The following is an 11,671-nucleotide window of genomic DNA, read 5'->3' as shown; positions in this document are numbered from 1 at the left end:
CGCAAGCCGAAGCCCTCTCGGACGCCTTGCTGGAAGCAGGCGTGCTGTCGGTATCCGTCGAAGATGCCGACCTGGGCACCGATGACGAACGCCCCTTGTTCGGCGAGCCGGGCACCGAGCCCGACGTGCAGGCCTGGGACCGCAATCGCGTCGTCGCCCTGCTGCCCGACGGAGCCGATCCCGCGCAGATCATGGAAGAAGCCGCCGCCGCGGGCGAACTCGATCCCGCCGTGTTCGAGGGCTGGAGCCTGCGCGACGTGCCCGACGCCGACTGGGTGCGCCTGACGCAGTCGCAGTTCGGCCCCATCCATATCGCCGAACGCCTGTGGATCGTGCCCAGCTGGCACCGCGACAACCCCGATGTGCCGGCCTTCGAGCCGGACGCCGCCACCCAGGAAGGCGCGATCCACATCGAGCTGGATCCGGGCCTGGCTTTCGGCACCGGCAGCCATCCCACGACGCATCTGTGCCTGGCCTGGCTGGAAGCCGAGTTGCCGGCCGGCGCCACGCTGCTGGACTACGGCTGCGGCTCGGGCATCCTGGCGATCGCAGCGCGCAAGCTGGGCGCGGGCCCGACCCAGGCGGTGGACATCGATGCCCAGGCGGTGCAGAGCACCATCTTCAATGCCGAGGTCAACCATGTCGAGCTGCAAGCCATGCTGCCCGATGGACTGGCGGAAGGCACTTTCGAAGTGGTGGTGGCCAACATCCTGTCCAACCCCCTGAAGGTGCTGGCGCCCATGCTGGCCGGACGCGTCGCCGCGGGCGGTCATCTGGTGCTGTCCGGCGTGCTGGAGCGGCAGGCCGAGGAAGTGGCCGCCGCCTACGCGCCCTGGATCGCCATGTCGGTCTGGCGCGCGCGCGACGGCTGGGTGTGCTTGCACGGCCAGAAGGCCTGAGCGCTGCCGCTGCTGGATCGCGCCATGGCCCTGACCACCCGTTGCCCGCAGTGCGGCACCACCTTCAAGGTGGTGCCTGACCAGCTACGGGTCCGCAATGGCCTGGTGCGCTGCGGCGCCTGCTCGACCGTGTTCGACGGGCGCGCCTGCCTATTGCCGGCCGCCGGAGCGGCGCCGCAAGCCGTGCCGCCCGCCGCGCCGCCGATGCCGGTGACACCCGCCGCCAGCCAGGCCGCACCGGTCCTGGCGACGCCGGCAGCGGCTGTTGCGCCGCAGGTGCCGGCAGCCCCCATTGCACCTGTGCCTCCCGCCGCGCCGCCGGCTGCGCGTCCCGCGCCCGCGGTGGATTTTTCACAGATCCCGCCCTGGGACGACGAGCCGGAACCGCCGCGCGCGCCCGTGGCGGCGCCCTATGGTGCGCCCGCGGTGCCGCCTGCCGTGCTGCGCGGCCGCGACGATATCCGCCGGCGCGCCGAACCGATACCAGGCGAGGAAGATGCGGGGCGTCATGAGTCGGACGACCTGGCCGACGACGACATCGACGCTGACGAGGATCCGCTGCGCTGGACTGCGCCCGCCGTTTCGAGGGCGGGGCATCATGCCGATACGGCCGCGCGCGGCCCGCTCGCTGAGCCGTCCTTCACCATAGGCCGCGCTCGCGCCGATGTGCGCGACGAAGCGCGCGACGACGAATACGACAACGAATACGCCGACGAGCATCGCGACGAGGACCTCGGCGATTACCGGGAAGACTACCGCGACGATCACGGCCCCGGCCGCGAAGACGCTGGCGAGCCCGTGCTGGGCGACACCCGCACGCGTTATTCCAGCGCCACCGACGTGGGCCGCGCGCCGCCCGAGTTCCTGGATCAGGACCGAGAGGAGCGGCAAGGCCTGTTGCGCAAGGTCTGGGGCTATGCCTGCCTGGTCGGCCTGATCGCGCTGGGCCTGCAGCTGGTGTACGCGTACCGCACCGATATCGCCAATTCCGTGCCCATTCTGCGGCCGGCGCTGGAGATGGCGTGCCAGCCGCTGGGCTGCACCGTGGGATACGCGCGCCGCCTGGAACTCATTCACATCACCTCCTCGTCGCTGCAGCCGCCGACCGGCGCGGCAGCGATCGATGACGGCCGCAGCCGCTTGGTGCTGACGGTGGTGATGCGCAACCGTCACGACAAGCCGCAGCACTGGCCCGCCCTGATGCTGGACCTGAACGACCTGTCGGATACGGTGGTGGTGCGCCGCGCGCTCAAGCCCGAAGATTATCTGACGCCCGAGCAGCTGCGCGGTCCTTTCGCGCCTCAGGGCGAATTGAAGATTTCCGTGCCGATCGAAGTGACTGGCGTCCAGGTCAATGGCTTTCAAATCAATAAATTCTTTCCTTAAGGGATGACTCGCATGGCTACCCCAGTTCTGGTTTGCGGTTCGATGGCGTTCGACACCATCGCGGTGTTCGAAGGGCGTTTCAAGGAACACATTCTCGCCGACCGCATCCAGTCGTTGAGCGTGTCGTTCCTGGTGCCCAGCATGCGCAAGGAATACGGCGGCTGCTCGGGCAACATCGCCTACAACATGAACCTGCTGGGCGGCAAGCCCGTGCCCGTCGCGACCGTGGGCGAAGACGCGGGCGAGTACATGGAGCGCATGGCGGGCCTGGGCATCGATGTCAGCCGCGTGAAGGTGATTCCGGAAACGTTCACCGCGCAGTGCTTCATCACCACCGATCTGGACGACAACCAGATCACCGCCTTCCATCCGGGCGCCATGTCGCACGCGGCGGAAAACGATCTGAGCGACGCCGATGCGGCCTGGGCCATCGTTGCGCCCGACGCCAAGGAAGGCATGTTCGCTCATGCCGAGCGCCTGCATAAGCGCGGCATTCCGTTCATCTTCGACCTGGGCCAGGCCATGCCGCTGTTCGACGGGGCAGACCTGGAGCGCATGCTCAAGTTGGCGCAGGCGTTGACGGTGAACGATTACGAAGCCGGCGTGGTGGAGCAGCGCACGGGTCGCAGCATGGACGACATCGCCCGCAGCTTGCAGGCGGTGGTGGTGACGCGCGGCGCGGAAGGCGCCACGTTGCTGACCGAAGGCAAGACCATCCTGATCCCGCCGGTGCGCGCGGCGCAGGTGGTCGACCCGACCGGCTGTGGCGACGCGCAACGCGGCGGCCTGCTTTACGGCCTGACCAGCGGCTGGGGCTGGGAAGACAGTTGCCGTCTGGGCAACGTCATGGGCGCCATCAAGATCGCTTCGCGCGGACCGCAGAATCATGCACCCTCGCGCGCCGAGATCGACGCCGTGCTGCACGCGACTTACGGCATTCATCTGCCGCTCTGAGACCCTCGGGAACCCGGCAGTTGAGCTGAGGTCGAAGCGTTGGGAAGGGATGAAGACGCGCTGTTCCGGCGTCTTGACCAGCCGAGCTTTTCGCCGGGTTTTTCAGCTTCTGGCGGTGCGTTTCAGTGTGTTGCAGCATCGCTGGCCCCAATTCGGGGTCAGGGTATGATGAGTACATCGTCGGCAACGGCCGATCGAGGAGTCCAAATGAATCAAAGCAAAACTTTTTCCCTGGTGACGCCGCGCGCGGGGCGCTGGCTCGCGATCGCCGCCGTCGTGACCTCGATGGCGGTCCTGGGTGGCTGCGCCAACCGCAGCGCGTCCAGCGGCGTCTACAGCTATGACCAGGCGCAGCGCGAGCAGATCGTCCGTACCGGCACGGTCACTGGCGTGCGTCCCATCGTGATCCAGAACGACAAGTCCAGCGGCGTCGGCATGGTGGCCGGCGGCGCGCTGGGCGGCGTGGCGGGCAACGCCGTCGGCGGCGGCACCGGCCGCACCATCGCCACCGTGGGTGGCGTGATCCTGGGCGCGCTGGCAGGCAATGCCATCGAGAACCAGACCGGCAAGAATTCCGGCTACGAAATCACCGTGCGCCTGGACAACGGCGAAACCCGCGTTGTCGCGCAGGAAGCCGATGTGCCCATCAGCGTGGGCCAGCGCGTGCAGGTGATCAGCGGCGCCGGCCCGACCCGCGTCACGCCGATGTAATTACTGTCCAGCGCCGCTTGCGGCGCGGCCAGTCGAGAAAGCCCCCGTCAGGGGGCTTTTTTGTTGCCGGCGGCATCGGGCGAAAACGGGGGCAAGGCGGTAGAAGCCGCGCAAGCGTAAAAATCTGTCGCTCGGCCGCAACGCCGCGCCCAGGGACTTACCCGCGAACGTTACGTTTGCCAGCGTTTTCTCGCGATTTCCTCCAAAAGCGTCATGGAGATTTGACGAACGTAGTGCCATGATTGCGCCTGCGAACGACGTCGCATTGCGAAAATCATGTAACTGAGTGCATCGGAACGTCGTTTGTCGGGGGGCTGGATGTTCAGCCTGGTTTCAGCAGTTTCTTTGTAATCTCGTCGTCCTGAATCCCGGGGGCGGGGGATTGTTGGCCGATCAGGCCTGTAACGCCGCACTATCTATGCATACCGAGCAAGAACTCCACACCAAGATCGGCGAGATCGTCGAGTCGATCGTCATGAAGAAAGTCACCCCCGATACGCAGTTGATTGCTACCGGCCTGGTCGATTCGCTCGCCGCCGTGGACATCACGCTGGCGGTCGAGTCGGAGTACGGCTGCAGCATCCCGGCTCCCGAGATCGCGGAGCACCTACAGTCGGTCCGCACGCTTGCCGGCTATGTCGCTGCCCATACTTCGTAATACTCGGCTGTTGTCTCACGTCGCGGCAGCCGCGACGGCGGTGGCTCTGGCGGTGGGTACGTATTGCGGCGCGGACGATCTGCTGAGCCGCATCGTGAATCCCATGTCGTCGCCTTCGGCCGCGGCCGCCGCCAAGAGCAACTACCTGCCCAACCTGGGACCGGACTGGGGCACCCAGCACGTCAACCTGAACCGCCTGGGCAACGCGCTGAGCGATGGCACGCTGGTCGTGCTCGGCTCGTCCGAACTGTCCAGCCACGACCTGCGCTTCGTGCCTTACCGCTTCTTCCCCGAAGAGCTGAAGGTGCCGACGCTGGCCTATGGCCACGCCATGTTCCAGTCCTACGGCATCGTCAGCGTGCTGGAGTCGGTGGCGGACTCGCTCACGCCCAACACGCGGCTGGTGATCATGCTGTCGCCGGCCTGGTTCGCTTCGGGCGGACAGTTGCCGCGCAGCGCATTCGCCGAGCATGTCACAGGCCCGGTCTGGGATCGCCTCTGGGACAAGCCCAATACGCGCGAGCAGATGCAGACCTGGATCAGCGACAACGCCAACTGGGGCCTGTTGTGGCTCATCGCCAACGGTCAGGTCGCAGAGCTGAAGGACAAGCTGGCGCTGTGGTGGCACGCGCGCAAGGAACCCGCGCCCGACCGTCCGCGTACCAAGCTATCCGTGCCGGCGCACCGCTACGTGTCGTGGCCGTCGGCCGCCCGCCTTGACCAGGGCGAGTGGGGGCGTTTGACGCATCAGGCGCGCGCGGTCGAGCAGGATCTGGGCGGGCACAACCCCTACGACGTGCGCGACGACTACTACAAGCAGTACCTGGCGCCGCTGTACTCGCCCGCCCGCAACGAGTTTGCCGACGTTGACCCGATCACCCGCACGGAACTCGGCGATCTGTCGCGCGTGATGGCCTTGCTGCAGCAGCGCAAGGTCCACGCCTACTTCGTCATCCAGCCCTTCAATCCCAAGCTCATCCTGGACGTGGAGCGCTTCGACCCGGTGGTGGCCGCCATCACGGGCATGTGCGAGCGCTACCAGATGGGCTGCCTGGATCTCTACAGCATCCCCTTCGAGCCGGGCATGCTGCGCGACGACATGCACCTGGCCGAACTCGGCTGGGCCATGGCCGATCAAGGTATTGCGGAGTACTTTTCCCGATGAGCAAGATTCTTCCCGCGGCCGCGCCAGAGGCCGGCCGCGCTGTTGAAGGGCAGGAAAGCCGCAAGGCGGCTGCCGCCTGGGGCCGCCGCTTTCTCTGGCACCTGTGCCTGTATATCGGCGTGATCCTGGTGTTCGTGCTGCAGGCGCAGCCCACCACGGGCAGCGGCGGGCCGATCAAGGTCGAATTCCAATACCAACAGTTCTGAGCCCGCCATGGAATTGTTCGCAAGCTTGAGCTTTTTCGGCGGCGCCCTGTGCGGTGGCCTGGGACTGTTGGCCTACCGTTCCTTCGGCATGCCGTTCCGTATCGGCTACCGCCACATCATCGGCGTGATCTGCCTGGGCGTGTGGATGGCGGTGTTCTGGGCGCGTCCGTATCAACCCATCGCCTTGCTGGCCATTTCCGGCAGCGCGCTGTGGGCGGTGCGGCGCAACTACATCCCCACCTGGCTGGCCGTGATCATCACCATGACGCCGCTGCTGCTGGTGAAGACGGGCGTCTCGCACCTGGGCTCCATGCTGGGACTGTCGTTTGCCACGTTCCGCGCCATCGACGTGCTGCTGTTCGCGCAGCGCAACGAGCGCGTGTCGCCGCTGGACTACTTCATCTACCTGTTTTTCCCGCTGACGCTGCTGGCCGGTCCCATGTACCGCTGGCGCAATTTCCAGGCGGACCTGAAGCGCGGCTATGAAGGCGTGAACCTGAACACCTGGCTCAGCGGCCTGGAGCTCATCATGCTGGGCGTGATCCAGAAGTTCGGCGTGGCCGAACTCATCTGGCGTTACGGCCTGGCGACGCTCGACGCGCATGATTACTCATTCACCGGCGTGGCGCTCAACGCCTCGCTCTACAGCGCCTATCTGTTCTTCGACTTCGCCGGCTATTCCACCATGGCGATCGGCATCGGCATGCTGTTCGGCTTCACTTTGCCGATCAACTTCCGCAATCCGCTGGCCACGCTCAATCCGCAGGACTTCTGGCGCCGCTGGCACATCAGCCTGTCGGAGTGGCTGCGCGACGTGGTGTTCATGCCCATCTACAAGGCGCTGAGCAAGACCAAGTTCTTCGGACGCCACCGCATGGCGGCGCAGAACATCGGCATCTTCGCGACCTTGCTGGCCATGGGCGTCTGGAACGGCCTGTCGCTGCACTACATCGTCAGCGGCCTGATGTTCGGTGCGTACTCGGTTGGCCACAACCTGCTGATCAACGCGGCGCGCACCCGTCCGGCCTTGCAGGCTGCGCTGGCGCAACCCGTCATGCGCTTTCTCGGGCGCGTGCTCACCCTGATTCTTGCTGCGCTGGCGCTATATGTGTTCAGCGGCCGCAGTCCCATCTGACGCCGGGAGTTTCGGCATGCGTTTCGATCTGAAGTCTTTCCAGTTCACGGATACCGAATATGTGCCTGACGCGCCTGCGGTCGTCGCCGCAGACCGCAGCCTGAGCTGGTCGCAATTGCGCGCCGAGGCCGGCGCCTGGGCCGACGAGGCGCGCAGGCATGGCGTGGCGCCGGACGTGCCGGTGGCCATTTATGGCCACAAGGAAGCTGCGTTCTTCGTCGCCATGGTGGGCGCTTTGCTGATCGGGGCGCCGTTTGTGCCGGTGGATACCATCTATCCGCAAGAGCGTTTGCGCCGCATCGTCGAGATCGTGCGCGCCGCCGCCGTGTTCGATGCGGCCAGCGGCCGCTTCACGCCGGGCGAGGGCGCCATGCTGGAAGAGCGCGGCCTGGCCTACGTGATGTTCACGTCCGGCAGCACGGGCGACCCGAAGGGCGTGCAGATCGGCCGCGAAAGCGTGGGTCTGCTGGGCGACTGGATGCTGGGCAGCTTCGGCCTGGGCGAGGCGCCCGTGTTCATGAACCAGGCGCCGTTCAGCTTTGACCTGTCCATGTACGAAGTTTTCGCCACCTTGGCCGCGGGCGGTTGCTGCGTGCTGAACGCACGCGAGCAGATTGCCGCGCCTGCCGCCTGGATGGCCCGTTTGGCCGAACACGGCGTGACGGTCTGGGTCTCCACGCCGTCGTTCGCGCACCAGCAGCTGGCCAATCGCGACTTCTCGCCGGCCTCTTTGCCCAAGCTGCGCACCTTCCTGTTCTGCGGCGAGCCGCTGCCTTCGGCGCTGGCCAAGAAGCTGCGCCAGCGTTTCCCGGATGCCGTCATCCTCAATACCTATGGCCCCACGGAAGCCACCGTGGCGACCACCTGGATCGAAGTCACCGACGCGGTCCTGGCCGCGCACGATCCGCTGCCCGTGGGACATGCCAAGCCGGATAGCGTGCTGATCGTGGACGAAGGCGAGATCTGCATCGTGGGCGACCACGTCATGCGCGGTTATCTGAATCGCCCGGACCTGAACGAAGCCAAGCTCTACACCTATGCCGATGGCCGCCGCGCCTTCCGCACGGGCGACCTGGGGCAGATGGAGGGCGACGGCCTGCTGTTCTGCCGCGGCCGCATGGACGACCAGATCAAGCTGAACGGCTATCGCATCGAGCTGGCGGAGATCGACGAAGCGTTGCATGGTCTGCCGGGCGTGGAGGGCGGCGCCTGCGCGGTGTTGCGCCGGCCTGACGGCACCGCGGTGCGCTTGATCGGATTCGTGGCGGGAGCGGAAGCGGAACAGGCGCCGCGCATTTTGGCGCCTGAGGCGCTGGCGGGCTGGAAAGAGCGGCTGGCACAGCGCCTGCCGCCTTACATGGTGCCGTCCGAACTGGTGGCCTGCCCGGCGCTGCCGATGTCGAACAATCACAAGATCGACCGCAAGAAGCTGGTCGAGATCTACGCCGGCATTCCGGCGTAAGGGCTGGCGGGGCGCGGCCCCGCCGCTTTACAGGCCCACCATGCGCTGGCTGATGTTGGACAGCACCATCAACAGCACCTGCGCGACGATCAGCAGCACCAGCGGCGAAAAGTCGATCGCGGTGCGCGGCAGCAGGCGGCGGATGGGGTCCAGCATGGGCGCGGTCAGCGCCTGCAGCAGCGGCATCATGGGCGCCATCGGATTCACCCAAGACAGCACGGCCTGGATCAGCGTCAGCCACACCACCAGATTCAGCGCCCATTTGACGGCCATGATCAACGCCGAGCCCATGACCCTGGGCAAGTAATCCAGCGGAATCAGCGCGCCGATCACCACCAGCCAGATCAGCACCAGATAGACCAGCGCGGATAGCCACACAGCGACCAGGCTGGTCCAATCGATCTTGTTGCCGGCGGGAATGATCTTGCGCAAGGGCATCACCAGCCAGTTGGTGACCTGGTAGATGAAGCGCGACAACGGGTTGAACGGGTGCAGCCGTATCGCGTGCATCCAGGCGCGCGCAATCAGCGCCGCGCCGAACAGCGTGAACACGATTTCGAGAAGGAAGCGCAAGATTTCATCGAGCATGGACACGGTCACCCTGAAAAAGAGGAGTCAATTGTCGCATGCCCAGGCGAAAAATCGCCTGCGGGCCGCGCGGGCTCGCCGTTCTGGACGAGGCTGGCCGATGCCGGGCCGCGCGGACACGAAAAAGCCGCCCGGCCTAGGCCAGGCGGCTCTGCGAAGCTAGTGCTTCGAACCGTCCGGATTAAGGACGGCCACCCGTCGGGAACGGCCACGACGCGGCGGGGTTCAGCGCGGTCTTCGCGCCCGGAGCAGCAGCCGTGGACGGCGGCGTTGCGGGCTTCTTCGGAGCGGCTTTCTTCGCAGCGGGCTTCTTGGCGGCAGCAGGCTTCTTGGCAGCAGCAGGCTTGGCTGCGGCAGGAGCCTTCTTGGCAGCGGGGGCCTTCTTGGCAACAGCCTTCTTGGCGGCAGGCGCCTTCTTGGCTACGGCCTTCTTGGCAACCGCCTTCTTGGCAGCAGGAGCCTTCTTGGCGACGGCCTTCTTGGCTACCGCTTTCTTGGCGACGGCCTTCTTGGCGACGGCTTTCTTGGCAACCGCCTTCTTGGCTACGGCTTTCTTGGCAACCGCCTTCTTGGCGACAGCTTTCTTGGCCACGGCCTTCTTGGCGACAACCTTCTTGGCTACCGCTTTCTTGGCGACGGCCTTCTTGGCGACGGCCTTCTTGGCTACCGCTTTCTTGGCGGCGACCTTCTTGACTGCCGGCTTCTTGGCGGCAACCTTCTTCACTGCCGGCTTCTTGGCAGCGACTTTCTTGACGGCTACCTTCTTGACGGCAGCTTTCTTGGCCGGTGCGGCCTTCTTCGCTACTGCCTTCTTGGCGGCGGGCTTCTTCACCGCTTTCTTTACGGCTTTCTTGGCTGTTGCCATGGTCATGCTCCTTAGGTTCAGGGGTCCCAGAACTTAAACCCGTGCCCCGATCCGCCAACAAGGCGCATCGTGCCCGGGCTATTCATCGGCGCAAGCCGCTGTTCTGTGCGAGCAACAGCTACTACGGTTTGCGCTAATGAATTCGGCACAGCCATTTGATATGGCCCCCGCTCCTTTGGCGCGAGCCATTTCAAATGGCGCCGGCAGGCGACCTGATCACAGACCGCCGACCGCTTGTTCTACGTGTGTTCGAATGCCCCACGCCGCGCCTTCGGCTTGCTGCCCCCGAGGGGGCGCGTTTTGCCTTGGGGCGGCCCGGCGGCAAAACACCCTGACCAGGGAGAACATCATCAAGCCTGTCGCGAACGCGACGCTCCTTGCATCTGGAGCGTGCCCGCGCCGGGCCTGATGACGTACTGCTTTTACTCCCAGCTCAGCGTGCCACCGGTTTGGTATTCGATCACGCGAGTTTCAAAAAAGTTGCGTTCCTTTTTAAGATCGATCATTTCCGCCATCCACGGGAAGGGATTTTCTTCCTGCGGGTACAGCGGTTCGATACCGATTTGCTGGCAACGACGGTTGGCGATGAAGCGCAGGTAGGATTTGAACATAGGTGCGTTCAAGCCCAACACGCCACGCGGCATCGTGTCTTCGGCGTAAGCGTATTCGAGTTCGACCGCTTTGCGGAAGAGTTCTCGAATTTCTTCGCGGAATTCCGGCGTCCACAGATGCGGATTTTCCAGTTTGACGGTGTTGATCAGGTCGATGCCGAAATTGCAGTGCATGGATTCATCGCGCAGGATGTACATGTACTGCTCGGCGGCGCCGGTCATCTTGTTCTGGCGGCCCAGCGCCAGGATCTGCGTGAAGCCAACGTAGAAGAACAGGCCTTCCATCAGGCAAGCGAAAACGATCAGCGACTTCAGCAGCGTCTGGTCGGCTTCGGGCGTGCCCGTCTTGAAGTTGGGGTCCGCGATCGCGTCGATGAACGGGATCAGGAACTCGTCCTTGGCGCGGATGGACGGCACTTCGTTGTAAGCGTTGAAGATCTCCGCTTCGTCCAGGTCCAGGCTTTCGACGATGTATTGATAGGCGTGCGTGTGGATCGCTTCTTCAAACGCCTGGCGCAGCAGGAACTGGCGGCACTCGGGCGCCGTGATGTGGCGGTAGGTGCCCAGCACGATGTTGTTCGCGGCCAGCGAGTCGGCGGTGACGAAGAAGCCCAGGTTGCGCTTGACGATGCGGCGCTCGTCCTCGGTGAGCCCGTTCGGGTTCTTCCAGAGGGCGATGTCGCGCGACATGTTGATCTCTTGCGGCATCCAGTGGTTGGCGCAAGTCGCCAGGTACTTCTCCCATGCCCACTTGTACTTGAAGGGCACGAGCTGATTGACGTCGGTCTGGCCGTTGATGATGCGCTTGTCGGCAACCTTCACGCGTTGCGAGGTGGCGGAGCCGCTGGCGGCCAAGCCAGCCGCGTGTTCAGGCGCGGCAGGCGTGGGCATGGCGGTGTCGCCGAAAACACCGGTCGCCGCCCGGACGGCGGGCGCAGCCTGCCCGCCCGCCGCGGGTGCGGGCGATTGTGCAGGTTGCGTGGCGATGGTGTCGTCTTCCCAATTAATCATGATTCATTCTCCGGAGGCGG

At 65.2% G+C, this 11,671-nt stretch carries 12 protein-coding genes; 9 read left to right on the top strand and 3 right to left on the bottom strand.

Annotated features, from left to right (window positions below; all coding sequences use genetic code 11):
• The 9 genes from prmA to N5C88_RS18105 form a co-directional block, all read left to right on the top strand.
• On the top strand, positions 1 to 899 hold an 899-nt coding region (gene prmA / locus N5C88_RS18145), incomplete at its 5' end, for a 50S ribosomal protein L11 methyltransferase (RefSeq protein ID WP_280015926.1).
• Positions 900 to 923: 24 nt separating this feature from the next.
• Positions 924 to 2,285, top strand: coding sequence for a DUF3426 domain-containing protein (locus tag N5C88_RS18140; RefSeq protein WP_280015925.1), 1,362 nt, complete (start codon positions 924 to 926; stop codon positions 2,283 to 2,285).
• Between the two features lie 12 nt (positions 2,286 to 2,297).
• On the top strand, positions 2,298 to 3,239 hold the full coding sequence (locus N5C88_RS18135; RefSeq protein WP_118934846.1) for a carbohydrate kinase family protein: 942 nt from the start codon (positions 2,298 to 2,300) through the stop codon (positions 3,237 to 3,239).
• A 207-nt stretch (positions 3,240 to 3,446) separates the two neighbouring features.
• On the top strand, positions 3,447 to 3,950 hold the full coding sequence (locus N5C88_RS18130; protein WP_059379058.1) for a glycine zipper 2TM domain-containing protein: 504 nt from the start codon (positions 3,447 to 3,449) through the stop codon (positions 3,948 to 3,950).
• Positions 3,951 to 4,368: 418 nt separating this feature from the next.
• Positions 4,369 to 4,608, top strand: a complete 240-nt coding sequence (locus N5C88_RS18125; protein ID WP_006226661.1) for an acyl carrier protein — start codon at positions 4,369 to 4,371, stop codon at positions 4,606 to 4,608.
• Positions 4,586 to 5,773 (top strand): D-alanyl-lipoteichoic acid biosynthesis protein DltD, encoded by a 1,188-nt coding sequence (locus tag N5C88_RS18120; RefSeq protein WP_059379057.1) that lies wholly within the window; start codon positions 4,586 to 4,588, stop codon positions 5,771 to 5,773. The genes N5C88_RS18125 and N5C88_RS18120 overlap by 23 nt, the downstream gene beginning before the upstream one ends.
• The gene (locus N5C88_RS18115) at positions 5,770 to 5,979 is read left to right on the top strand and encodes a hypothetical protein (RefSeq protein WP_059379055.1); all 210 of its coding nucleotides are present in this window, start codon (positions 5,770 to 5,772) and stop codon (positions 5,977 to 5,979) included. Before N5C88_RS18120 ends, N5C88_RS18115 begins: the two co-directional genes overlap by 4 nt.
• A 7-nt stretch (positions 5,980 to 5,986) precedes the next feature.
• Positions 5,987 to 7,114: an MBOAT family O-acyltransferase gene (locus tag N5C88_RS18110; protein ID WP_280015922.1), complete on the top strand. Its 1,128-nt coding sequence runs from the start codon at positions 5,987 to 5,989 to the stop codon at positions 7,112 to 7,114.
• A 16-nt stretch (positions 7,115 to 7,130) separates the two neighbouring features.
• A complete protein-coding gene (locus tag N5C88_RS18105; RefSeq protein ID WP_280015921.1) occupies positions 7,131 to 8,576 on the top strand; it encodes a D-alanine--poly(phosphoribitol) ligase in 1,446 nt (481 codons plus the stop codon).
• A 27-nt stretch (positions 8,577 to 8,603) separates the two neighbouring features.
• On the opposite strand, the gene N5C88_RS18100 is transcribed toward N5C88_RS18105, so the two are convergent.
• From N5C88_RS18100 to N5C88_RS18090, 3 genes are all read right to left on the bottom strand, one after another.
• Positions 8,604 to 9,164: a YggT family protein gene (locus N5C88_RS18100; RefSeq protein WP_054458342.1), complete on the bottom strand. Its 561-nt coding sequence runs from the start codon at positions 9,162 to 9,164 to the stop codon at positions 8,604 to 8,606.
• Between the two features lie 181 nt (positions 9,165 to 9,345).
• A complete protein-coding gene (locus N5C88_RS18095) occupies positions 9,346 to 10,029 on the bottom strand; it encodes a histone H1-like repetitive region-containing protein (RefSeq protein ID WP_118934848.1) in 684 nt (227 codons plus the stop codon).
• A gap of 422 nt (positions 10,030 to 10,451) precedes the next feature.
• Positions 10,452 to 11,651, bottom strand: a complete 1,200-nt coding sequence (locus tag N5C88_RS18090) for a ribonucleotide-diphosphate reductase subunit beta (protein ID WP_054458346.1) — start codon at positions 11,649 to 11,651, stop codon at positions 10,452 to 10,454.
• Between the last annotated feature and the right edge of the window lie 20 nt (positions 11,652 to 11,671).

It is taken from the genome of Achromobacter sp. GD03932, assembly GCF_029839485.1.
Lineage (GTDB): Bacteria > Pseudomonadota > Gammaproteobacteria > Burkholderiales > Burkholderiaceae_B > Achromobacter > Achromobacter bronchisepticus_A.
This window is presented reverse-complemented; position numbering and strand designations above follow the sequence as displayed.